Source organism: Citrobacter sp. VF227, from assembly GCF_052950715.1.
Genome location: NZ_JBRFVF010000001.1, coordinates 792,585 through 817,319 on the forward strand (window position 1 = coordinate 792,585; position 24,735 = coordinate 817,319).

Genomic DNA, 24,735 nt, shown 5'->3' on the forward strand with positions numbered 1-24,735 from the left:
TCGCAAAATGGCAACAGCACAAAGAGTCCGGCAACGTATGTCACCTATTTTATAAAACAGCGTTTCTATTTAATCAAAGAGGCGGGCTAAAATTGCGAAGCAGCCAGCAGTTTCTGCTGCTGGCATGAATAAAGGAAAGCGTTAACGATAGTTCACAATTACCTGATTGCGCTGAACTTGTAAGGCAGGGATCAGGCGACCACCACCTGGCACTTCCCAGACAAAGTGCATCGGTTCAATGGCGGGAACATTATTGAATCCGTTCGTGGTCCCGCTTTGCCCGTCCAGCTCAACACAGCGGGATTGAGAACATAAACGCACCCGTAAACCCGCGGGCGTTGGACCATTAAGCTCATAACGCCAGGCCACCAGCGTCATCAACCCCGAGACTGGCTGACTGGGAACCAGTGGCGCAGACGAGGCTGACTGACCACGGTAGTTTAACGTAATTCCCATTCCGCTGGCCTGCCAGGCCCCTTCTCCGGCAGCCTGCACCACCAGAGGAAAAAACAACAACCACAGTAAATTACGCATTATTTGCCTCCAATTGTCGCCGTCATGCGGATATGGCGGTTGTCGGAAAGCTCCATGTTAGATAACACCACCAGTTGCGGTATGCTGCGGCGTAAAAAGCGTGCCAGTAATGGACGCAAGGCATGATTAACCAACAAGACCGGCGGCGCACCCAACATTTCCTGACGGGCAAGCGCTTCCTGAGTCTGGGCCAGTAGTCGGTCTGCCAATCCTGGCTCCAGCCCACCACCGCCCTGCAGCGCCTGTAGTAACAAACGTTCGAGCGGGGTATCAAGACCGATAACCTGAACTTCTTCATTACCCGGGAACCACTGCTGAGTGATAGCGCGTCCTAACGCCACACGCACCACCGCAGTAAGCTCATGCGGATCGTTTTGCAGCGGCGCATGTTCAGCCAGCGTTTCGAGAATGGTACGCATGTCGCGAATCGGGACTTTCTCGTCCAGTAAGTTCTGCAGCACTTTATGCAGCGTAGTGAGCGTCACGACACCAGGGACCAAATCTTCCGTCAGTTTTGGCATTTCCTGCGAGACGCGATCGAGAAGCTGTTGCGCCTCCTGACGGCCAAATAGCTCAGCGGCGAACTGTCCAATCAGGTGATTCAAATGCGTGGCGACAACGGTACTGGCTTCAACTACCGTAAAGCCCTGAATTTGCGCCTGTTCCTTCAATGCGCTTTCAATCCAGATAGCGTCCAGACCGAAAGCCGGATCAACCGTTTTCTCCCCCGGCAGCGACCCGGCGGCGGTACCCGGGTTAATGGCCAGCCAACGCCCCGGATAGGCGTCACCGCTGCCAATTTCCACCCCTTTCATCAAAATACGATAGCGGGCCGGCTGCAGATCCATATTGTCACGGATGTGTACCACTGGCGGCAGGAAGCCCATATCCTGAGCAAATTTCTTACGAATACTGCGAATTCGCCCCAGTAACTCGCCATCCTGCTGAAAGTCCACCATCGGGATCAGGCGATAACCCACCTCCATACCCAGGGAATCCTCCAGCTGTACGTCGTTCCATGTGGCTTCAACCACGGAGTTATTTTCCGGCATTTTCACCGGCTGCGGTTCATCCGGGGCCTTTTGTTCACGACCTCGCATCCACCAGGCCAGAGCCAGTAACGCGGCGGTAAACATCAGAAACACCAGGTTCGGCATGCCCGGAACCAGACCCAAAAGTCCAAGCACCGCCGCGCTGAGCAGCATGACGCTGGGATTACTGAACAACTGGGTCACCATCTGTTCGCCGACGTCCTGGTCGGTACTCACGCGGGTCACGATAACCCCCGCCGCAGTGGAGATAACCAGTGCAGGAATTTGAGCCACCAGCCCGTCACCGATAGTCAGCAGGGTATAACTTTCCGCTGCGCTACCCATGCTCATGCCATGCTGCAATACCCCGACCAACAGTCCGCCGACCACGTTGATCACCATGATCAAAATACCGGCGATGGCATCACCACGTACGAATTTACTCGCACCGTCCATAGAGCCGTAGAAATCCGCTTCCTGGGTCACTTCTGCGCGTCGCTTTTTGGCTTCATCTTCACCAATCAGACCGGCATTCAAATCCGCATCAATCGCCATCTGCTTGCCGGGCATACCATCCAGCACGAAGCGTGCGCCAACCTCGGCGATACGCCCGGCACCTTTGGTGATTACCATAAAGTTAATGATGACGAGAATGACGAAGACCACGATACCGATCGCAAAGTTACCGCCCACCAGGAAGTGACCAAAAGCTTCAACCACCTTCCCCGCCGCCGCCGCACCGGTGTGTCCTTCCATCAAAATGATACGCGTAGACGCGACGTTCAGCGCGAGGCGTAATAAGGTGGTAAACAGCAAAATCGTCGGGAATGCGGCAAACTCCAGCGTACGCTGGGTGAACATGGCCACCAGCAGCACCATAATCGACAGCGCGATGTTAAACGTGAACAGCAAATCGAGGACGAAAGCCGGCAGCGGCAGCACCATCATCGACAGGATCAGCAGGATGAGGATCGGTCCGGCAAGGATTTGCCATTGCGTGGATTTCAGGTTGCTGGGCAGACGCAGCATCGCGACCAGATTAGCCATCAGTAGTCTTCTCGTTCATAAAATCCAGTGCTTCAGGCACCGAAAGGTTTTCAGGTTGTGGTGGACGCTTCCCGCCGGCGAGACGCCAACGTTTGAGCTGCCATACCCATGCCAGAACTTCGGCAACGGCGGCATATAATTGACCCGGTATTTGCTGACCAATCTCAGCATGACGATACAGCGCACGCGCCAGTGGCGGCGCTTCTAACGTAGGGACCCGATGCTCGGCGCCAATCTCACGAATGCGCAGCGCCACCAGACCCGCGCCTTTGGCAACAACTTTTGGTGCGCTCATTTTGTTCTCGTCATACTTCAAGGCCACCGAATAGTGCGTAGGGTTGGTAACAATAACGTCCGCTTTCGGCACATCCGCCATCATGCGACGTTGTGCCGCCGCACGCTGCATTTGGCGTATTTTGCCCTTAACGTGCGGGTCACCTTCGCTTTGCTTAAATTCGTCCCGGATATCCTGGCGCGACATGCGCAGCTTTTTCAGGTGGCTGTAAATCTGAAAAAAAACGTCAAATCCCACCATCGGAATGACGCCAAGCACCACTAACAGCGCGCACATGCCGACTAAATCGAGGGCATTGCCCATCGCCGTAATTGGTGATTCTGCCATTAACCGCATCATCTCCGGCCACTTGTGCCAGAGGTAAAATCCAGCCACGCTGCCTACCAGCGTAGACTTCAGTATCGCTTTGAGCAGTTCCGCCCCGGTTTGCGCTGAAAACATGCGTTTTATGCCCGGCAACGGATTCAGCTTTGAGAACTTAGGCTGCAGAGATTTACCGCTGAAAATTAAGCCGCCAAGCATCACCGGGGAGATTAATGCCACCAGAACAACGCCGGTAATCAAAGGTAACAGCGCAATCATCGCGTCTTTGATCAGCAGGATGATTTGGCTGAGGATCAGATTTGGGTCGTTGACCATACTGTGGTCAAAACGTAATCCGGCCGACAGCATGCCGGCCAGTCTGCGGGCAAGCGACTCCCCACCAATCCAGATAATGCACACGCCCACCAGCAAAATAAGCAGTGAGGTCAGCTCTTTGGATCGGGGGATCTGCCCTTCTTCCCGTGCTTTTTCAAGTCGGTGGGGTGTGGGGGCTTCTGTTTTGTCGTCGTCGCTTTCTTCTGCCACGCATCAGACCCTGGATAGAGATATAGGCGAGAATGATGCCAGAACAGCCATCCAGCAATGGGAAGAGTAAGCGGTAAAAAAGACGGGATTTATAGCTTTAAGCAGAATTGCGTAAGAACCGGATGAGAGGCCAGCGCCCCACATCCGGCAAATAGCCATCAGAATCCGAGGCTATCCAGCAGGTCATCAACCTGATCCTGGCTTGCCACCACGCCGGCTTTTGAGGTGTCAACCTGCGGGCCGTTCAGCAAGCTTTCGTTTTCACGTTTTGGACGAGCGCCCTGCTCCGGAATATTTTCCAGCAGAACCATCAGCAGCTGACGTTCAATCTCCTGAATAACATCCATCATACGCTTGATGACCTGACCGGTGAGGTCCTGGAAATCCTGCGCCATCATGATGTCCAGCAGTTGGGCGTTGGTAAAGCTGGTATGACCGGGGACATCGCCAAGAAACTGGCGGGTATCAGTGACCAGTTCACGGGCGTCAGACAGCTCGATCGGATTTTCGAACCACTCATCCCAGCGTTTGGTCAGGTCTTTGGCCCCTTTTTCCATCGCATCCTGGTGCGGCTGCGAAGCTTCCACGCTGTTCAGCGCCCGCTCTGCCGCCTGTGCGGTCATCTGCACAACGTAATCGAGACGATCGCGGGCATCGGGAATCGCTTCTGCCGCTTCGGCAATAGCCTGATCCAGCCCCAGTTCACGCAGGCTGTCGCGCAGCATTCGGGTCAAACTGCCGATGCGCGCGATGATGTCCCCTGCTGAGTGTTCGTCAGCAGGTTTAATTTGTGGTTGCATCATCATTATCACACCCTCACATGCCCAGTTTCTCAAAGATTTTATTGAGTTTCTCTTCCAGCGTCGCTGCCGTGAACGGTTTCACGACATACCCACTGGCACCTGCCTGTGCTGCCGCAATGATGTTCTCTTTTTTCGCTTCCGCCGTAACCATCAGCACCGGCAGGGATGACATTCCGCCATCGGCACGAATGGTTTTCAGTAGTTCCAGACCATCCATGTTCGGCATGTTCCAGTCGGAAATGACAAAACCAAATCCACCTGCCTGCAGCTTATTCAGCGCGTCCACGCCATCTTCAGCCTCTTCAACATTGTTGAATCCCAGCTCTTTGAGCAGGTTACGCACGATGCGACGCATGGTGGAAAAGTCATCCACAACTAAAAACTTAAGCTCTTTGTCCGCCATAAAAAAATAAACTCCTGATTCAAATACGTATTGCCTGTCCGGCACTGATTTTCGCCAGCATTTGCTGGCTTACCTGGCTAAGATCGACCACTTCGCTTACGCCACCCATATTGATGGCCTCGCGCGGCATGCCGAACACCACACAACTAGCTTCGTTTTGCGCAATGGTCCAGGCACCCGCCTGATTCATCGCTAACATTCCGGCGGCACCATCGTTGCCCATACCCGTCAGGATCACACCCACGGCATTACGCCCCGCATGTTTTGCCACCGAATGGAACAGCACATCCACTGAAGGTCGATGCCGGTTAACCGGCGGACCATCATGAATTTTGATCTGGTAGTTCGCCCCGCTGCGCGCCAGTTCCATATGCTTATCGCCAGGCGCGATATACGCATGCCCTGGCAGCACACGCTCCCCGTCCTCAGCCTCTTTCACGGTTATCTGACACAGTTTGTTCAGACGTTCGGCGAATGAACGGGTAAATCCTGGCGGCATATGCTGGGTAATAAGAATACCGGGACTTGAAAGCGGCAATGGCTGGAGTACATGCCGAATTGCCTCTGTTCCTCCGGTTGAGGCACCAATCACCAGCAGTTTTTCCGAACTGAGTAACGGTCCCGCTTTCAAGGTCGTCGGAGCCGCCATGGGTTTATGGGCCGCCAGTTTTGCCCGTGACGCGGTGCGGATCTTCTCAGCGATCATCTCGCTGTAGGCCAACATTCCTTCACGGATCCCCAGTTGTGGCTTGGTGACAAAATCAATCGCCCCCAGTTCCAGCGCCCGCAGCGTGACCTCGGAACCTTTACCGGTCAGCGAAGAGACCATAACCACCGGCATCGGGCGCAGGCGCATCAGTTTCTCAAGAAAGTCGAGTCCATCCATACGCGGCATTTCCACATCCAGCGTCAGGACGTCGGGATTGTATTTTTTGATTAAATCCCGGGCGACTAACGGATCTGGCGCCGTTGCCACCATTTCCATATCACTGTGGCTGTTAATTATTTCGGTCATGATCTGACGCATCAGCGCGGAATCATCGACAGACAACACCCTGATTTTACTCATGCTTTATCCTTACCTGGCGCATGCGCATACACGGTCTGTCCACGCAGGCTAAACTCGCGCACGAGGTTGCTAAAGTTTTCTGAATGACCTGCAAACAGCAGCCCATCGGGTTTAAGAAGTGGAACAAAACGGTGCAAAATGTCCTGCTGCGTCGTTTTATCGAAATAGATCATCACGTTGCGGCAGAATATGGCATCGAATGGCCCTGGCACGTTATACTGTTTATCCAGTAAATTCACGCTGGAAAATTCAACATGTCCCGCCAGTTCCTGCCGAACGCGTACCAGTCCCTCATGCGGGCCGGTGCCACGCATGAAATAGCGCTGCAACTGCTGGGGTGACAGCGTTTTTAGCTCATCGAGGCGGTAAATACCGGCTCTGGCTTTTTCCAGCACTTCGGTATCAATGTCGCTGGCAAAAACACGCCAGCGACCCGGGGCCATACCTAAGGTATCGGCGAGCGTAATCGCAATGCTGTACGGCTCTTCTCCGGTTGACGCCGCAGCGCTCCAGACGCGGTATTCACCGCTACGCCGACGCGCATGATCTGACAGCACCGGAAAATGGTGCCCTTCACGAAAAAACGCGGTCAGGTTGGTAGTCAGGGAGTTAATAAAGGCCTGCCACTCAGCACTGTTCTGGTTAGCTTCCAGCATGCTGAGATAGCGACCAAAGTCATCCAGCCCCAGGGTACGCAGACGACGAACAAGACGGTTATAAACCATGTCCCGCTTATGGTCGGCCAGTACGATCCCCGCACGCTGGTAGATTAATTGACATATCCGACGAAAATGCGCGTCAGACAGCGCGAGGCGCTGGGTCATCTGTAACAATAATGACGTTTGCCCGGAGGGCAGAGATGATGTCATAGCGCCTTCTCAATCACATTCAGGATACAACGGGCACAACCTGCGGCTGCGCCAATTCTTGTTTTGCTACGGTTTGCTCTTCAAGCTTAAAAAATGCGACACAGGCTGAAAGATTATCGGCCTGGGTGGCGAGTTGTCCGGTGGCGGACGCGGCTTCTTCCACCAGCCCGGCGTTTTGCTGCGTCACTGAGTCCATCTGGCTGACGGCCTGCGCCACCTGCTCAATGCCTTTACGCTGTTCATCAGAAGCTGAGGCAATCTCGCCCATAATGTCGTTAACCCGGGTAATCGAGCTGACGATTTCAGTCATGGTCCGCGCTGCCATATCAACCAACCGCGATCCCTGATGCACTCGGGTGACAGACTCCTCAATGAGCCCTTTTATTTCTTTCGCCGCCTGCGCGCTACGACTTGCCAGATTGCGTACCTCTCCGGCGACGACGGCAAAACCGCGCCCCTGCTCACCCGCGCGAGCGGCCTCGACCGCCGCATTCAGCGCGAGGATATTGGTCTGAAAGGCAATGCTGTCAATCACGCCGATAATGTCGCCAATTTTCTGCGAGCTGGCGGAAATCTCATGCATGGTGCTGGCGACCCGGGACGTCTGTTCGCCGCCTTTATGCGCGGTATCGGCCGCACTTTTGGCAATTCCTGACGCCTGGCGCGCGTTATCAGCATTCTGCCCGACGGTTGCGGTCAGTTGTTCCATGCTGGCCGCCGTTTGCGCCAGCGCCGCCGCCTGCTGTTCAGTCCGGGAGGACAAATCGTTGTTGCCCATCGCGATTTCTGAAATGCCGCGATGCATGGCTGAGCTGCCCTGGCGAACTTCGCTTACCGTTTCACGCAGTGCCTGCTGCATCTTCTTCAGGCTGGCAAAAATGGCCGAGATCTCATTGCGCCCATAAACCGCCACCGGGCGGGCCAGATTACCCGCGGCAATGCTGTCGAAATGACTGCCAATAATCGCCAGCGGCTGGACAATCATCTTGCGCGACCAGTACAACGCCGCACTGGTTAACAGCGCCGCCAGTATCACCATCGTGGCGAAAATCACCCCCGACATATGGTAATTTCTCTGGCTCTGCTCTCCTGCCGTTTGCAACACGCGGTCGATGTTGCTCTGCCATGCATTCACATTCGCATCAAAAGCATCTTGAGCCGCCTGCACCGGTGCGGTCAGAAAATCTGACAACTGATTGTTTTCAAGCCAGGTGGCCTGATGCGCGAGATCGCTGTGCCACTGATTGAAACTTTTCTCCGTCGCGCTAAACAGCGCCTTGCCTTGTTCCGTCGTATCCGACGTCGCCATAAAGCGTTTAAACATCAATTCAGACTGCGCCAGGCTATCGCGCGCGAGGGTCATCAGGGTTTTGATGTCCTCTGGCGGATAGCTCAGGGCGGTCAGCGTCCCTGCCTTATTAAGGGCCGTACTGGCCTGTAATAACACAGCGCGGGTTTGGGCCAGCGCAGCGCGTTGCTGATTACTCCGTTCGACCTGATTCAGGTTCTGAAAACCGTCCCGAAATGCCCAGAAGGACAAGCCATTACTGCCAATCTGCAAAACACCGCAGAGGATTAAAATCAAAAACAGCGTGGTCGAAATTCGAATACGATTAAACATCAACGCTCCCATCGGGCGGCACTGGCCGCGGTTTAACTATCAGTCAAAATGTTTCCCAATTCGTATCTTGTTCAATGTTCTGGCGTGGGTTAGAAGCGCTCACCGCCGCAGGTAATCGAGCATCACGCGGCTTAGACGGCGCAGGGCGTGACGCAAGACGGAAAGTCGACACCGACTGCGTCAGACGGCTGGCCTGTTCTTCAAGAGCAGCGGCCGCAGCGGCCGATTCCTGTACTAAAGAAGCATTCTGCTGCGTAACGCGATCCATCTCAGAGACTGCGAGCGCAACCTGATCAATCCCCCGGCTTTGCTCGTCGGAGGCCGAGGCAATCTCGCCCATAATGTCAGTCACCCGCGTCACGGCATTCACGATGTCGTTCATCGTTTCTCCTGCGCTTTCTACCAGTACGGAACCGGTATCCACGCGGGAAACAGAATCTTCAATCAACGCTTTGATCTCTTTCGCCGCCTGCGCACTGCGGCTTGCCAGATTACGCACTTCGCCCGCAACTACGGCAAAACCACGACCTTGCTCACCGGCACGTGCCGCTTCAACCGCCGCGTTCAGTGCGAGAATGTTGGTCTGAAAGGCAATCCCATCAATGACGCTGATGATGTCGGCAATTTTCTTCGAGCTATCGGCGATTTCGTGCATGGTGTTCACCACGCTATCAACCACTTTGCCGCCATGCTGCGCAGTATCGGAGGCGCTTTTCGCCAGTTGCGAGGCCTGACGCGCGTTGTCCGCATTTTGCTTCACGGTTGCGGTCAGTTGTTCCATGCTGGCGGCGGTTTCTTCCAGCGCAGATGCCTGCTGCTCAGTACGAGATGAAAGATCGGTGTTGCCGCTGGCAATTTCGCTGGTCCCGGAATAAATCGCATCAGAGCCTTCACGCACCAGGGTGACGGTTTCCGTCAGCGAACGCTGCATATGATCAACCGTACTGGCCAGCTCGCCGATTTCGTTACGACCGCTGACGGCCAGAGTCGCGGTCAGGTTACCGCTGGCGATTTCCCGAATATGGGCAATGACGCGAGCCAGAGGATTAAGCAAGGTATGACGAATGCCATACCACACCACCACCAGAATCAGTACCAACACGACGGCCAGCACGCCAAGCTGCCATTGGGCGAAGTGGTAATCCCGTGCGCTTTGATCAAATGCCTGAGCATAAAGCTTCTCGCTCACGCTGGCGTACTTGCCCAGCGCCTCGCCGAGCGCATTTTGCATTCCCTGAGTTGGTTGCGCGAAATAGGCATCCATATTGCCGTTCTCCAGAAACTGAATCAGTTCTGTCAAAGCCGCATGGTATTGCTGATATTTCTCCTCAACATTGCCGCTGGCTTCAGCCATCTCCGGTAACGGGGTGATGTTTTTAAAATTTGCGTAATGCGTATCCGCCTGCGCCAGAGAGGCTTTCGCATTCTTCAGCAGATCGTTTTTCGCGCTGCTCTGCTGGTTAGACGCATCCATCATCATGCGTGCAGAAGAACGGCTTAAATTGATTCGTGTTTGCAGCATCAGATCCCATGTTGAGGTGAGTTCACTTTGCTGCTGTCGTAAATCGTTAGAGATAACAAAACTTTGTTGATTCTGCTGCAATGAAGAAAACAACAGACCACCGGAAACAAGCTGTAGCAGTGCGAAAACCCCCAGCACCATCATCAGCATTGTGACAACGCGGATACGGTTAAACATAAGGCACCTTCCTGAAAACGAGTTATCAACGTTATCGGCAGTGGCTGAGATAACTTTACGTTTGCGAAAAGGAAATCCTGAGAGACGGGAAGCCTGGCGGAAGGACGGTAAGACAGGGTTTGGTAACCACAAATTATTCACATAAAAACATCATGATTATCATGTATATAACATGCTCATTCCTTTGTGAACATGCCCAGATTGGATGAAATAGCCACCCTTATGTGATTGAGATCACACATACACATCGTAAATACCACAACAAAATGAATAAAAAATTAAAAAAAGTTGTATCAGGTGGCGCTTTAATTCAATTTATATGATGAATATTTCGTTACCACTTAATAAGTATAAAAAATGAGTAACCGATCAATAAATGTTAAATCCTTACTGAGGGCTTTTTAGTGGCAAATGCAAACAAACTCACGTTGTTTATCGTGATCTTCATGCTGGCAGGGATCCTGTCAGGTGCGGTGATCCACTCTTATGCCTCTCCCGGCGTTGTGACCGCCTGGGCCGATAATATTACGCTTCTCACCGACATCTTTTTGCGCCTGATAAAAATGGTGATCGCACCTTTAGTATTCAGCACCCTGACCGTCGGCATTATGCGCCTGGGAGAAACATCCACCATCGGGCGCGTAGGTGGGAAAGCGATGATCTGGTTTATCAGCTCTTCCATACTGTCTATTCTGGTCGGTCTGTTTGTGGTTTCTCTTGAGCAACCCGGCAGCGGACTGAATCTGGCGATCCCGCAGGAAGCCACTGATACCGGCCTGGCCGTAGGCGGCATGAGCCTGAAAGGTTTTCTGACTCACACCATCCCAACCAGCATAGCTGAGGCGATGGCCAACAATGAGATCCTGCAAATTGTGGTGTTCTCAATGTTCTTCGGTATTGGAGGAGCATCGCTTGGTGAAAAATTCAACGCGCCACTGGTTGCCGCGCTGGATGTGGTCTCCCACATAATGCTGAAGGTGACGGGTTACGTGATGTACGTTGCGCCACTGGCCATTTTTGCCGCCATTTCCTCAGTTATCTCCACCCAGGGTCTGGGGATCCTGCTCAACTATGCGTCGTTCATCGGCGGCTACTATGTGGCTATTTTGCTGACCTGCCTGGTTCTACTGGCAGTGGGTTATATCATGCTGAAAAAAGAGGTTTTTCGCCTCGTGAGCATGCTGAAGGATCCAGTTCTGGTGGCATTCACGACCAGCAGCTCTGAAGCCGCTTATCCGAAAACGCTGGAGCAATTAACCAAATTTGGCTGTTCGCCCAACATCGTGTCATTCGTATTACCTATAGGTTATTCGTTTAACTTGGTCGGCTCGATGGTCTACTGTTCCTTCGCCTCTATGTTTATCGCGCAGGCCTATAATATTCACCTCTCCTTTGCCGAAATTACCGTCCTGATGCTGACGCTGATGCTGGCGTCTAAAGGAATTGCAGGTGTGCCGCGTTCAGCGCTGGTGGTACTGGCGGCGACCATCCCGAGCTTCAATATTCCGGTTGCCGGAATTCTGCTACTGATGGGGATTGACCACTTCCTGGATATGGGACGTTCAGCAATCAACGTATTAGGTAACGGGATTGCAACGGCAATGTTGGCACAAGATGAGGGTTTACTGGAAGAAGAACCGGAACTGGTCGAGCGGGAAGCGTAAAAGATAATAATGCCGGATGGCGCGATGCTTATCCGGCCTACAAAGTTCGTCGTTGTAGGCCGGAAGCGGTTACGCTACGTGACTCGCGGCAATATCCAGCAGCGCCATTTCTTCGCTGTTTAGCAATTTCTCAATATTGACCAGAATCAGCATCCGGTCACCCAACGCCCCCAGCCCCGTCAGGTATTCCGTCGACAACGTAACCGCGAATTCCGGTGCCGGACGAATTTGCTCCGTCGTCAGCGACAGTACATCCGAGACGCCATCCACCACAATTCCGACCACCCGCTGACCCAGGTTAAGCACAATCACTACGGTGTTTTCGTTGTAATCGACATCGCTCTGGCTAAACTTCACACGCAGGTCAACAATCGGCACAATCACACCGCGCAGATTGGTGACGCCTTTGATAAATGCAGGTGTGTTAGCAATACGCGTCACCTGATCATAGCCACGGATTTCCTGCACTTTCAGGATATCGATACCGTACTCTTCATCCCCCAGCGTAAACACGAGGAATTCCTGACCTGACGGTTCGCCGGCCAGTTTAGTTACATTACTCATACCGGTCATATTATTCCCTTCTCACTCAATCAGGCGGCTGTGATCGCCACACGTTGTTCGCGGTTTAACCCCTGCAATGCAGAGACATCGACAATCAGCGCAACGCTGCCGTCGCCGAGGATCGTCGCTGCAGAAATACCAGGCACCTTCCGGTAGTTGCTTTCCAGGTTTTTGACGACCACCTGGTGTTGGCCAATTAACTGATCGACCAGCAGTGCATAGCGACGACCCGCACTTTGTAAAATCACCACAATTCCTTGTGTTGCTTCGGTTTTTGCGCCTTCAACCTCGAAGACTTTCCACAACTCAACCAGCGGTAAATACTCGCCGCGCACTTCCAGAACGCGCTCTCCCCCGGCAAGCGGATGAAGATCTTCTTCGCGCGGTTGCAGTGACTCCATCACGGCATTCAGCGGCAGGATAAAGACTTCATCCGCCACGCGTACGGACATCCCGTCGAGGATCGCCAGCGTCAGCGGCAGCAAAATTCGAATGGTTGTTCCCTGTCCCTGTTTGGACTGGATTTCAACATGGCCCCCCATCTCCTGGATATTGCGCTTCACCACATCCATACCCACGCCGCGACCCGAGACATCCGTCACCTGTTCAGCGGTTGAGAAGCCAGGGGCGAAGATCAGCATGCCGACTTCATCATCGCTCATATTTTCGTGGATCGGCATGCCCTGAGAGACAGCTTTGGCGAGGATACGCTCGCGATTCAGACCAGCACCATCATCAGTGACTTCAATACAGATATTTCCGCCCTGATGCTCTGCGGAAAGCGTCAGATTACCAATTGGGCTTTTTCCGGCTTCAAGACGTTTTTCCGGCAGTTCGATACCGTGATCGAGGCTGTTACGTACCAGGTGCGTCAACGGATCGATAATGCGTTCAATCAGGCTCTTGTCGAGTTCGGTTGAGCTACCCACCTGCGTCAGTTCGACCTGTTTACCCAGCTTACCGGCCAGATCGCGCACCAGACGAGGGAAACGGCTGAACACATATTCCATCGGCATCATTCGAATCGACATCACCGACTCTTGCAAGTCGCGGGCGTTACGTTGTAACTGCCCCATACTGGTGATGAGATCGCCATGATTAACGGGATCCAGTTCATTAGAGCGCTGAGCCAGCATTGACTGGGTGATGACCAACTCGCCGACCAGGTTAATGAGCTGATCGACCTTCTCGACTGCTACGCGGATGCTGGTCGACTCGCTGGCGCGGGCTGGTTTGTCACGCTCCGCGCGGCCATGTGGCGCGTCACTGGCGGCGGCTTTTACCGCTGGCACAACGGCAACCGGCTGTGGCTTCGCGGCAACGGCTAGCGCTTCTACTTCTGCTTCTGCTTCAGTTTCAACGGCTGCAGGCGCAGCGCTGACGGTTTCAAATTCAATCTGATCAGCCTCAATCACAAAGCAGAGTACCGCGATGATGTCATCTTCCGCGAGGTTGCCATCAAGCGTAGCTGACAGCGTGTCGCTTCCTTTCACCACGTCGGTTAAGGTTGCCAGATTCCCTAGCTCTTCTTCCAGTAAATCCACTTCACTGGCTTTCAATCGCGAGAGAATAATGCGTTTCTTACTCTCTTCACAGACGGGTTCAGACTTTGCACCTGCCTCTTCCTGCATTGCTGTACTTTCAGCAACGCTCAGTTTAGCGGTATTGACCACCAACGGTGCGGTTTCACCTTTCGCTTCGAGCGCTAGCTGGCGTAACGCATTGCAAATGTACTCAAAGCTGGCGGCATCAGGCTCCTCTGAGCTTTTATAGGCGTCGAGCTGTTCCTGCATAATATCTTTCGTTTCCAAAAACAGGTTGATAATGTCGGCATTGAGCTGCATCTCGCCACGCCGCGCTTCATCCAGCAGGTTTTCCATCAGATGGGTCGTTTCCTGCAAAATGGTAAAGCCGAAGGTGCCCGCCCCGCCTTTTATCGAGTGCGCAGCACGAAAAATCGCATTCAGCTGTTCGGAATCCGGGGCTTCAGGAACCAAATCAAGCAGGTGTTGCTCCATGTCAGCCAACAGTTCGTCAGCTTCATCAAAAAATGTTTGATAAAAATCGCTTATATCCATGCTCACGCTATCACCTCGGATTGGCTGGTGGCGATGTGGGAACGCTTGCCGGCGGGAGTTCCGCAGGCTGTTGTAAGACACTTACCGGCTCATTCTGGCTTTCAGCGTTTTCATGCAAAATGGCCTCTTCCGCCTGCTTATTGAGAACCAGCAGGCTTATACGGCGGTTGATAGCGTCATCGGGACCGCGATCGCTCAGACGCATCGTGGCGGCCATACCTACCACACGTAATACTTTTCCATCATCCAGACCGCCGCTAACCAGCTCGCGTCGCGATGCGTTAGCACGATCGGCAGACAGCTCCCAGTTGCTATACCCTTTCTCACCATTGGCGTAAGGGTAATCATCCGTATGACCGGAAAGGCTGATTCTGTTTGGGATCCCGTTGAGCACTGGCGCGATGGACCGCAGGATGTCGCGCATATACGGTTCGACCTCCGCGCTACCGGTCTTAAACATCGGGCGGTTCTGGCTGTCGATAATCTGTATTCGCAACCCTTCCTGAACTAAATCAATTTTCAAATGCGGGCGTAGCGCGCGCAGTTTGGGGTCCGATTCAATCAGTTGATCAAGATCGCCGCGAAGTTTGCTCAACCGACTTTGTTCCATGCGTTTTCTTAAATCATCAATATTCGGCTGCTTATTCACCTCTCCCTGCTGCTGGGTGTAATCATCCCCGCCGCCTGGAATTGGGCTTTGGCTATTCGAAATGCGATTTCCCCCGGTTACCGCGGTGGCCAGCGGCGTACGGAAATATTCGGCAATCTGGATCAATTCTTTAGGGCTGGAGATGGAAATGAGCCACATCACCAGAAAGAAGGCCATCATCGCGGTCATAAAATCGGCGTAGGCGATTTTCCACGAACCATGCGCCCCACCACCGTGACCTTTATGCTTGCGTCGCTTTACAACGATAATGGGATGGGCCTGATTTTTCATGCGTCCTCGGTCGTCTGCTGCGCAGTTGGATTTCTCACCGCACGAACATGCTCTTCCAGTTCGATAAACGAAGGACGTTCGCTGGAATACAGAGTCTTACGACCAAATTCAACGGCAATTGGCGGCGCGTAACCATTCAGGTTAGAGAGCAGAGTTATCTTCACACACTGCATCATTTTGGTTGTTTCAGCACTTTTCTGGCGTAAAACGCTGGCGAGTGGAGAAATAAATCCATAGGCCAGTAAAATACCGAGGAATGTCCCTACCATCGCATGCGCAATCAGCGAACCCAGTTCCGCCGCCGGACGGTCAGCGGAAGCCAGAGCGTGAACAACCCCCATAACAGCTGCCACGATCCCGAACGCCGGTAATGAATCCCCCACCATCGCCAGGCTATTGGCAGGGACTTCGGCTTCACTTTCGTGAGTCTCAATTTCTTCGTCCATCAACGCTTCAATTTCAAACGTGTTCATGTTGCCGCTGATGATCAGACGCAGATAATCGACAATAAAATCAAGCATCACGGCATCTGCGAGAATACGTGGATAGCTGGCGAAGATTTCACTTTCTTTGGGGTTTTCGATATCGCGCTCAAGTGAGAACATGCCCTGCTGACGTGACTTGGCCATCAGGCGGTACAGCAGCGCCAGCAGATCCATATACATCGCTTTGGTGTATTTTGAACGACGGAAAAGCATCGGGATCGCTTTCATCGTCCCCTTGATGGCTTTCCCGTTATTGCCGACGATGAATGCCCCAATACCCGCGCCACCGATAATCACCAGCTCAGCCGGTTGATAGAGTGCCCCAAGGTGTCCGCCGGTCATCATGTAACCGCCGAAAACTGTACCAATAACAACCAGGTAACCTAATAAGATAAGCACGACATCATCCTTTCGCAATTGACTATGACAGGATGCGCAGTCGGGCAGTTAACTTGAGGTCAGGTCAAAAAAAAGCAGCGGTAATCGCTTACCGCTGCTGGAGTGTTTGTCCACACCGTATCAGTTAAACAGCTTGTTCGATCTGTTCATCCAGCAGTTGTGGAATAATATCGGCAGCATTCTGGGAAAGTTTACGTCTTTTTACGGCCCGTGACGGCGGTTGGCATAAACTGCAGGCGAAGCTGCCCGCGGGTTGGTGTGCGTGGGTGATAAAATTCCCGCCGCAACAATTGCATCTGGACAGTTCTAGCAACCCACTGTCGACAAAACGCACCAGCGTCCAGGCGCGAGTTAACGCCAGCAACGGGCCTTCTTCCGGTTGTGGACATTGCTCAAGATACAAACGATACGCCTTGATTACGGCATCAACACCGCTGCACAAACCGGTTTTGAGCAGGAATTGCCATGCGTTACAAAACATCGAAGCATGAATATTTTGTTCCCACGTCATAAACCAGTCGGTGGAAAAAGGTAACATCCCTTTTGGCGGAGGACTGCCGCGTAATTCTTTGTACAGCTTGATAAGTCGACCGCGGCTTAATTGCGTTTCGCTCTCCAGCATTTGCAAACGAGCGCCCAATGTGATTAATTCCATTGCCAGCTGAATATCACGCGCTTCCTGAACAATGCTTTTTTCGCTCATCATCAAGCCCTTTTCTTACGCGCTGCATCATCGATGTCGCTTAACAGGCGTGTTGAAAGCATGATACCGGTATGTATTTGCTGGAGATCATCAACGCGAGAGTCTTGCGTCAGGCGAGTAACAGTCTGGTGATCGTCGAAACGGAAATGGCATACCAGTTGGTTGGTTTCAGCCAGTTTGACCATTTGAGGAAGTGTTAATGTTGCCAACGTATCCGCCATCTCTTCGCTGATACCAAGGCGAAACATCGCAGATGCTTTGTCCTGAACGATCAAACGTTGTGCAAGCAATAAATATGACAAATTGATGTCATAAATGTGTTTCAGCAACTCGGATGTATGCATTATTTGCATCCATAATAACCAACATTATTTTTATGCGGTAAAACCGCACCCCGTGATGTCGCCGGGAAGGCCCGGTAAAAAAAAAGCAAAAGGTCAAATACATAGCAGCGTGACGGCACTTACGCGTTGTCTAAACAGTCCTTTTTCAGAAGGCCGTATTCCTTACAAGCTCACATCAATTCTTACAAATGTCTAAGATTTTTCCTAATTCGACGCAACTCTACCCGCCACCCGTTACACATACAACGGAGCCATGCCGCGAATTTGAAGAATATGTGACACAGATCACATAAACCAGCCAAACACTTAACATAAATCCATCAGCACAGCTTTTACTTTGCTTATTTTTTAATCCAACAATCTCCATTTCAATTCCTTTGGGACGAATATTCTTGCAATAAAAGCGAATAGTATTTTGTTCACAAACGTTAATATCACATTGTAAAATAGCGAGCTTGATCACATTATTTATGCAAAACACCGTTTCAATTAAACGCTTTATAAACAATAACTTAAATATTAAGAGTGATTAATTAATACCGGCTTGTGATAACCAGTAGAATGTTAAAATATGTTTATTTTTTATTAACACATTGTTTTCATTAGCAGTGAGTTTTACTTAAGTACCCTCAGTGTATTTACAAGTTAAATGGCTCAATTATTCTATTTATAAGAATAATTAATGAATAATCATGACGGTATTCACACTATCCAGGAAGGAATGGTTGCAGTATGGAGTAAGCTGAGTAATGCTAAAAAATCCTCTCATAATTCTTAAAAAAGGAGTGAGTTATGAGCTATACACACATTCTTGTTGCGGTTGCCGCCACACCTGAAAGCCAACAGTTGTTAGCCAAGGCAGTTTCAATCGCCCGTCCTGTCAATGCCCGTATTAGCCTGATAACTCTGGTCTCAGACCCTGAACTTTATAATCAGTTTGCAGCTCCCATGCTGGAAGACCTGCGCGAAGTGATGCAAGAGGAGACTCAGGATTTTATCAACAAGCTCGGCAAAGAAGCGCAGTACCCCATTGAACATACCTTTATCACCTATGGGGCACTGAATGACCATATTCTGGACGTATGCCGGAAACACGCGGTCGATCTGGTCATTTATGGCAACCATAACCACAGCTTCTTTTCGCGCGCGTCCTGCTCAGCGAAAAGCGTAGTTAGTGCCAGCCAGGTGGATGTTCTACTGGTTCCACTGGCTGGAGATTGAATTTCGTTTTTGGCGCGTCACGCCAGTTTTGAGCAGGAAGAAACTTGATCAGACAATGACTGTTTACTCTGGCGTGGGGAGACTTTTTCCAAATCGCAAATGAACCTCGCCTGCCAGTTGTCGATATCATTTTTAATGATAGTCTCAAGCATCTCAGCGTGGCGGGTAATACGCTCACCGAGCGGCATTGTCAGCGCCTGGTTTAATGCGCCAGCCACTTCATCCCGGTCATACGGGTTAACGATAAGCGCGGAAGTTAGCTCATTCGCGGCGCCGGCAAATTGTGATAACACCAGAACACCGGGGTTGGCTGGATCCTGTGCAGCCACGAACTCTTTCGCCACCAGGTTCATACCATCGCGAAGCGGTGTCACCAATCCGACATCGGAATAACGGAAGATCTTCATCAGCAATTTACGATCAAAGTACTGGTTCAGATAATAGAGCGGCGTCCAGCCCAACTGCCCATATCTGCCGTTAATCCGCCCCGCTTCGGTCTCCAGCTGATGGCGAATATCCTGGTAGGCCTGCACCTCTTCACGCGACGTTGGCGCGATCTGCGTATAGCGAATTTTGCCGTGATGCTGCGGATAATGTTCCAGCAGAGCTTCATAGGCCTGAAAGCGCTCCGGCAAACCTTTGGAGTAATCCAGACGCTCAACCGAAAAAATATTCTGCACGTTTTTAAGTTCTGCTTTTAACTGCGCCAGCTTCGGCGGCAGAGGCCCGGAAGCCTGTCGGGCAATCTCATCCGGCTCGATACCGATGGGATAAACCTGCGTGCAAAACGCTTTTCCCCATGCCCGGTGGTGTTTTTCGCCGTGTGTGGACACCTGAGTCTGAGCGGCCAGACAATCCAGAAAAGCCTGGCGATCGTTTTCGGTCTGGAAACCGAGTAAATCAAAATCACACATTTGTTCCAGCAGCGCCTGATGTGGGGGTAGCGCATTAAAAATTTCAGGCGTTGGGAAAGGAATATGCAGGAAAAAACCGATGCGGTTATTCACGCCGCGTTTACGCATTTCGCTGGCAAACGGCAACAGATGGTAATCATGAACCCAGATGATGTCGTCTTCGCTCAGCAGCGGCAGCAGTTTATCGACCAGCAAGGCATTCACCCGCTGGTAACCTTCCCATGCAGGACGCTGAAACTGAACCAGGTCCAGGCGATAGTGAAATGCGGGCCATAAAACAGCATTCGAAAACTGACAGTAATATTCTTCGTAATCCTGTTCGCTCAAATTAAACGAAGCCCAGGTAATATTGCCACGTGTGACTTTTTTTAATGGTTTGTCTTCATTACCTATGTCACCACTCCAGCCAAACCACAGGCCACCAGCAGCTTTCAGCGCGCCCAGCACACCAACGGCAAGTCCGCCTGCGCTCCCTTTATCATCGGGTGAGGCGATACGATTAGATACTACGACTAAACGACTCATAGCCACCTCTTCTGTTTTTCGTTACTTTCGATTTTTGCTGCGAAGAGTTAATTTGCTCCAGCCAGTGCCAGACATCCTTAACGCTATCCAGTCGCCACGCGGCCTGCGTCGCTCCGCTCCCTACTTTTACAGAAATACCCCCAGCGCGATTAATTACGCCAAACCCTGTCTCATCCGTCAGATCGTCACCGAAAAAAACGGGGATCCGTCCGGCAAAAGGCGCTTCCTGCATAAATGCGGCGATCGCATCGCCTTTATTGATGCCCTTCGGTTTTATCTCCACGACGCATTTCCCGTGCTGCACAGCCAGTTGCGGCCATCTGCGCACAATCTGTTCAGCCAGGTGAATTAGCGTCGCTTCATGCTCAGGCGACTGACGATAGTGCAGCGCGAAAGCCATACCTTTTGCTTCAAGGGTTGTGCCCGGCATCGCCGCCAATGCGGTGTGTAATAGCTCCCCTGCTTCACGCTCAGTATCCTCAGCCAGGCGCACGACATGGGTTTGACCATTGATGTCACGGCGTTCAGCCCCATGTACTCCGGCAAGCGGAAACCGAAAGGGGTCGGTCAGCACGTCGAGCTCAGCCATCGAGCGCCCTGAAATCAATGCCAGCGCCCCCGCATTATGCGTCGCCAGCTGATGTAATAATTGCAGGATTGTCTCAGGGACAACGACCTGGTCTGGATAGGGTTTGATCTCAGCCAATGTTCCATCAAGATCAAAAAAGTAAGCACAGTTTGCAGATTGTTCAGGGGGTAAGATCAGTGATGCTGTCACCCGGTTATCCTCCTCATCATGGTTTGTACGCCGCGCGGATCGCGCCGTATATATGATGTATGACGGATATAAGTATAGACAGTGTGACCATGCTCGCCATTTGGAAAAACAATCGCCAGCCGGGTAGCGGCTGGCGATGAGCTGAAGCTAGACTAAAAAGTTGGGGATAAAATAATCAAACGGTACGCTTCGCTTTTTGCTTGTAACGGTCGAAGATCACCGCCGCCAGCAGGATAAGACCACGAACGACATACTGCGCGAACGGAGAGATATTCAGCAGGTTCATCGCATTCTCAACCGTACCCAGGATCAACACCCCGGCCACCACATATGAGATTTTTCCGATGCCGCCTTTGAGCGAAACGCCCCCTAACACGCACGCAGAAATCACGATCAGCTCATAGCCTATTGAGGTCATTGGCTGACCACTGGTCATACGTGATGCAAGGATAATTCCGGCAATGGCGGAGACCAGCCCGGAAAGAATAAAGATAATAATCTTGGTACGAACAACCGGAACCCCAGCCAGGCGTGCCGCCTCTTCATTGCCCCCGATGGCCAGCGTATTACGACCAAATGTGGTTTTATTCAGTAGTAAGCCAAAGGCGATGAAACAAACGACTGTGATCCAGATTGGCGCCGGCAGACCAAACCAGTTAGCGTAACCGAGCGTGAAGAAGCGCTCGTCTTCAATCCCCACGGCCTTACCGTCGGAAATAATATAGGCCAGACCGCGTACAATCTGCATGGTCGCAAGGGTGGTGATCAGGGCGTTAATTTTTAAACGCGCAATCACGAACCCATTAACCAGACCGCATAGAATACCGAGCAGCAGCCCGGCAGCCACGCCAATCCACAGGCTTTCGGTCATGTTAATGACCACGGCAGTGGTGACCCCAGCGCAGGCAATCACGGACGCAACGGACAGGTCAAAGTCACCGGATGCCAGGCAAAATAGCATTCCGCACGCAACCATACCCGACATCGATACCGCCAGCCCCAGCCCCTTCATGTTGATGAAAGTTGCAAAGTTTGGCACAAACAGGGAACAAACGAGGAACAGCACGGCAAACACCACCAGCATCCCGTACTGATCCCAAATGCGGCCAAGATTTAGCGCCGACTTCGCAGCACCTGAACCCGACGTAGAAACGGAAGACATCATTCTCTCCTTATTCAGGCTACAGCCTGGCTGACTTTAGGCATAGCAAGGCTTAACGCCTGGCGCTCATCCGCCTGTTCATGAAGTAATTCTCCAGCGATTTCGCCTTCTCTCATCACCACAATACGGTCGGCGACACCGAGCACCTCTGGCAGGTCACTGGAAGCAAACAGCACGGCCACGCCGCGCGCCGCAAGGGCATAAATCACGTTATAAATTTCATGCTTAGCGCCCACATCAATGCCGCGTGTAGGTTCGTCCAGCAAGATCACCTTCATCTCTTCCGATAACCAACGACCAAGAATAGCCTTCTGCTGATTACCGCCAGAGAGGTTCATAATCAGTTGCTCCGCGCCCGGCGTTTTAATATTGAGTGAACGAATATGGTGATCGGCATTGGTCTCTTCCCAGCCGTTGTTAATCACGCATCCTCCCAGAACATGTTTACGACGCGCGCTAATGTTGATGTTGTTACGCACCGAATGGACCGGAATAATCCCTTCTGCTTTACGATCCTCCGGGCACAGCATCATCCCCGCTTCAATGGCATGGCTCGGTTTACGGATATCAATCGGTTGTTGATCAATAAACACCTGACCTGCCGTAATTCGTGTACCGCCAAACAGCCCTTTCATCAATTCACTACGTCCAGCCCCCACCAGACCAAACAATCCGACAATTTCACCGCTTCGCACCGATAAACTGATCGGCGTACGCACGCCAGGGGCTTTTACCTCATGCAAACGCAGGCGCTCTGCACCATACGGTCTGGATTTCCAGCCATAAATATCGCCAAGGTCGCGCCCAACCATCGCCTGTACCAGCGCATCGTGATCGACCTGCTGCATGTCCGTAAACGTTTTGACGTAATGACCATCTTTAAACACGGTAATGGCATCGCTGAGGGCAAAAATCTCCTCCATACGGTGCGAAACGTACAAGATGATGCGTCCTTCATTGCGCAACTCGCGGATAACGCGAAACAGATTCTCAATCTCACGTGCTGACAGGGAGCTGGTCGGTTCATCAAACGCAATAATTTTGGCGTTTCGCGCCAGCGCTTTCGCAATCTCCACCATCTGCCATTGACCGATGGAGAGGTATTTCAATGGTGTGTCGGGATCGATATCCATACCCAGATGCTTAAGCTGGATCCCCGCTTCATAGTTCAGCAGCGAGCGGTTCACAATTCCGCCTTTATGCGGCAACTGGCCTAGATAAATATTCTCGGCAACGGTCATTTCCGGGACGAGATGCAGCTCCTGATAAATAATGGCGACACCGGCATTAAGCGCAGCAGTGGTGTCCGCAAACGAAACCTCTTGTCCGCGGATCGTCAAAGATCCCGTTGTTGGCGCATAGTTACCGCTGAGAATCTTTAAGAGTGTTGACTTCCCGGCGCCATTTTCGCCCATCAGCGCATGCACCTGACCGGCATAGCAGTCGAAACTGATATCCGTAAGCGCTTTAACGCCGGGGAACGTTTTGCCAATGCCGCGAAATGAGAGATACGGGGTAGACTGTTGCATAACGTCTCCGTGAATCAGATCTTTATGCCGGATAGCGGCGTTGCCTCATCCGGCCTACTGAGTACGCAATTCGTACGCCGGACAAGACGCATTGACGTCGCATCCGGCGTTTATGTTACTTACCGCCTAAGCCTTTCTTCGCGAGCTCTTCTTTGAAGTTATCGCGGGTAATCAGCACTACATCCGTCACTTCGGTAAACGCCGGAGGCTCTGCACCTTTTGTCACCCAGTTGTAGAGCATTTCGCTTGATTTATAGCCGTGAACGTCCGGGCTTGGCAGCAATGAGCCGTAGAACCCGGTCGCTTCGCCTTTGGACAGTTCGCTTACTGCATCAACGCCGTTGATACCAATACCAATTACGTTTGGTGCTTTGAAGCCCTGCCCTTCGGTCGCACGTACGCCGCCCAGCACGGTGTTGTCGTTCATGCCGACAATCAGCCAGTGTTTGACTTCAGGATGCTGAACCAGCATAGAGTTAGCGGCATCGAATGCGCCGGGGATATCATTTGATTTAGTTGGGACCTGGTAGATCTGTTTTTCCGGGAAGCCAGCGGCTTTAAGCGCTTCCATTGAACCAGAAGTACGACGACGTGCGGTGTCGAGTTCGTTCGCAGTTATAGCCATCACGGCGGTGGATTTCACATCCCAGCCGCGTTTTTGCATCTCCTTGTACAGTTCCTGACCCTGGCGCTCACCAATTTTGGTTGCCGCCATCATCACTAACGGCACGGTCTCCATCGGCTTGCCTTTGGCGTTGGCAAACTGGTCATCAACGGCAATGACTTTCATATCGTAGCCACGTGCCTTCGCCATAATGGCAGGCCCGAGTTTAGGATCCGGGGTACAAATGACAAACCCTTTTGCGCCACTGGCAGCGAGGCTGTCGATGGCGTTAAGGGTTTTCTCACCATCCGGAACGGCAATTTTGATCACCTCAAAGCCAAGGTCTTTACCGGCTTTATCGGCAAATTTCCATTCTGTCTGGAACCAAGGTTCTTCCGGCTGTTTAACCAGGAAACCGAGCTTCATGGATTCAGCGATAGCGGATTGTGACATAATGGCAGCCAGACCGATGGCAGCCAGCGCTTTAGTGAATTTGTGCATGGTTAACTCCAGCTTTAACGTTCTTTTATGTAGGGTAAAATCAGACGATTTTTTGTAATTCGGACGTAAAACAAGGCATTACCTTTTATTGATAAGATCAATGC

General features: G+C 52.0%; 22 protein-coding genes. 2 read left to right on the plus strand and 20 right to left on the minus strand.

Features of this window, described 5'->3' with window-relative positions; translation table 11 throughout:
- Positions 1-141 precede the first annotated feature (141 nt).
- The 9 genes from flhE to tar form a co-directional block, all read right to left on the minus strand.
- Complete coding sequence (flhE, locus tag ACU8YC_RS03920) at positions 142-534, minus strand: flagellar protein FlhE (RefSeq protein WP_151218859.1); 393 nt, start codon at positions 532-534, stop codon at positions 142-144.
- Positions 534-2,612 (minus strand): flagellar biosynthesis protein FlhA, encoded by a 2,079-nt coding sequence (gene flhA / locus ACU8YC_RS03925; RefSeq protein WP_151225617.1) that lies wholly within the window; start codon positions 2,610-2,612, stop codon positions 534-536. The genes flhE and flhA overlap by 1 nt, the downstream gene beginning before the upstream one ends.
- Positions 2,605-3,756, minus strand: a complete 1,152-nt coding sequence (flhB, locus tag ACU8YC_RS03930; RefSeq protein ID WP_446895018.1) for a flagellar biosynthesis protein FlhB — start codon at positions 3,754-3,756, stop codon at positions 2,605-2,607. The genes flhA and flhB overlap by 8 nt, the downstream gene beginning before the upstream one ends.
- A 158-nt stretch (positions 3,757-3,914) precedes the next feature.
- A complete protein-coding gene (gene cheZ, locus ACU8YC_RS03935) occupies positions 3,915-4,559 on the minus strand; it encodes a protein phosphatase CheZ (protein ID WP_029139578.1) in 645 nt (214 codons plus the stop codon).
- A 13-nt stretch (positions 4,560-4,572) separates the two neighbouring features.
- Complete coding sequence (gene cheY / locus ACU8YC_RS03940; protein WP_042307777.1) at positions 4,573-4,962, minus strand: chemotaxis response regulator CheY; 390 nt, start codon at positions 4,960-4,962, stop codon at positions 4,573-4,575.
- A gap of 19 nt (positions 4,963-4,981) precedes the next feature.
- Positions 4,982-6,031: a protein-glutamate methylesterase/protein-glutamine glutaminase gene (locus ACU8YC_RS03945; RefSeq protein WP_038641470.1), complete on the minus strand. Its 1,050-nt coding sequence runs from the start codon at positions 6,029-6,031 to the stop codon at positions 4,982-4,984.
- Positions 6,028-6,900, minus strand: coding sequence for a protein-glutamate O-methyltransferase CheR (gene cheR, locus ACU8YC_RS03950; RefSeq protein ID WP_187252260.1), 873 nt, complete (start codon positions 6,898-6,900; stop codon positions 6,028-6,030). The genes ACU8YC_RS03945 and cheR overlap by 4 nt, the downstream gene beginning before the upstream one ends.
- A gap of 19 nt (positions 6,901-6,919) precedes the next feature.
- Positions 6,920-8,521, minus strand: coding sequence for a methyl-accepting chemotaxis protein IV (tap, locus tag ACU8YC_RS03955; RefSeq protein ID WP_210905220.1), 1,602 nt, complete (start codon positions 8,519-8,521; stop codon positions 6,920-6,922).
- 43 nt (positions 8,522-8,564) lie between these two features.
- Positions 8,565-10,220 (minus strand): methyl-accepting chemotaxis protein II, encoded by a 1,656-nt coding sequence (tar, locus tag ACU8YC_RS03960; RefSeq protein ID WP_151218860.1) that lies wholly within the window; start codon positions 10,218-10,220, stop codon positions 8,565-8,567.
- Positions 10,221-10,624: 404 nt separating this feature from the next.
- Here tar and ACU8YC_RS03965 point away from each other — a divergent pair, with 404 nt between their 5' ends.
- Positions 10,625-11,884, plus strand: a complete 1,260-nt coding sequence (locus ACU8YC_RS03965; protein ID WP_446895019.1) for a dicarboxylate/amino acid:cation symporter — start codon at positions 10,625-10,627, stop codon at positions 11,882-11,884.
- Between the two features lie 69 nt (positions 11,885-11,953).
- Here ACU8YC_RS03965 and cheW read toward each other — a convergent pair whose 3' ends face one another.
- The 6 genes from cheW to flhD form a co-directional block, all read right to left on the minus strand.
- The gene (cheW, locus tag ACU8YC_RS03970) at positions 11,954-12,457 is read right to left on the minus strand and encodes a chemotaxis protein CheW (RefSeq protein WP_080858824.1); all 504 of its coding nucleotides are present in this window, start codon (positions 12,455-12,457) and stop codon (positions 11,954-11,956) included.
- A 20-nt stretch (positions 12,458-12,477) separates the two neighbouring features.
- Positions 12,478-14,526 carry a chemotaxis protein CheA gene (gene cheA, locus ACU8YC_RS03975; RefSeq protein WP_286540072.1) on the minus strand — a complete coding sequence of 683 codons (2,049 nt, stop codon included), beginning with the start codon at positions 14,524-14,526 and terminating at the stop codon, positions 12,478-12,480.
- Between the two features lie 10 nt (positions 14,527-14,536).
- On the minus strand, positions 14,537-15,466 hold the full coding sequence (gene motB / locus ACU8YC_RS03980; protein WP_151218863.1) for a flagellar motor protein MotB: 930 nt from the start codon (positions 15,464-15,466) through the stop codon (positions 14,537-14,539).
- Positions 15,463-16,350: a flagellar motor stator protein MotA gene (motA, locus tag ACU8YC_RS03985; protein WP_016153442.1), complete on the minus strand. Its 888-nt coding sequence runs from the start codon at positions 16,348-16,350 to the stop codon at positions 15,463-15,465. Before motA ends, motB begins: the two co-directional genes overlap by 4 nt.
- A 124-nt stretch (positions 16,351-16,474) precedes the next feature.
- Positions 16,475-17,059 (minus strand): flagellar transcriptional regulator FlhC, encoded by a 585-nt coding sequence (gene flhC, locus ACU8YC_RS03990; RefSeq protein ID WP_085951062.1) that lies wholly within the window; start codon positions 17,057-17,059, stop codon positions 16,475-16,477.
- On the minus strand, positions 17,056-17,397 hold the full coding sequence (gene flhD, locus ACU8YC_RS03995) for a flagellar transcriptional regulator FlhD (RefSeq protein ID WP_003034622.1): 342 nt from the start codon (positions 17,395-17,397) through the stop codon (positions 17,056-17,058). The genes flhC and flhD overlap by 4 nt, the downstream gene beginning before the upstream one ends.
- Positions 17,398-18,189: 792 nt before the next feature.
- Between flhD and uspC the strand changes: the two genes are divergently transcribed.
- Entirely contained in the window at positions 18,190-18,618 is a 429-nt protein-coding gene (uspC, locus tag ACU8YC_RS04000; RefSeq protein WP_151218864.1) for a universal stress protein UspC, read from the plus strand.
- Positions 18,619-18,635: 17 nt separating this feature from the next.
- Here uspC and otsA read toward each other — a convergent pair whose 3' ends face one another.
- The 5 genes from otsA to ACU8YC_RS04025 all read right to left on the minus strand — a co-directional run bounded on the left by otsA (position 18,636) and on the right by ACU8YC_RS04025 (position 24,631).
- Entirely contained in the window at positions 18,636-20,057 is a 1,422-nt protein-coding gene (gene otsA, locus ACU8YC_RS04005) for an alpha,alpha-trehalose-phosphate synthase (protein ID WP_446895020.1), read from the minus strand.
- Complete coding sequence (otsB, locus tag ACU8YC_RS04010) at positions 20,032-20,835, minus strand: trehalose-phosphatase (protein ID WP_210905223.1); 804 nt, start codon at positions 20,833-20,835, stop codon at positions 20,032-20,034. Before otsB ends, otsA begins: the two co-directional genes overlap by 26 nt.
- A gap of 175 nt (positions 20,836-21,010) precedes the next feature.
- Entirely contained in the window at positions 21,011-21,997 is a 987-nt protein-coding gene (araH, locus tag ACU8YC_RS04015; protein ID WP_151218866.1) for an L-arabinose ABC transporter permease AraH, read from the minus strand.
- A gap of 14 nt (positions 21,998-22,011) precedes the next feature.
- A complete protein-coding gene (araG, locus tag ACU8YC_RS04020) occupies positions 22,012-23,526 on the minus strand; it encodes an arabinose ABC transporter ATP-binding protein AraG (protein ID WP_151218867.1) in 1,515 nt (504 codons plus the stop codon).
- Between the two features lie 115 nt (positions 23,527-23,641).
- Positions 23,642-24,631 (minus strand): arabinose ABC transporter substrate-binding protein, encoded by a 990-nt coding sequence (locus ACU8YC_RS04025; protein ID WP_151218868.1) that lies wholly within the window; start codon positions 24,629-24,631, stop codon positions 23,642-23,644.
- Between the last annotated feature and the right edge of the window lie 104 nt (positions 24,632-24,735).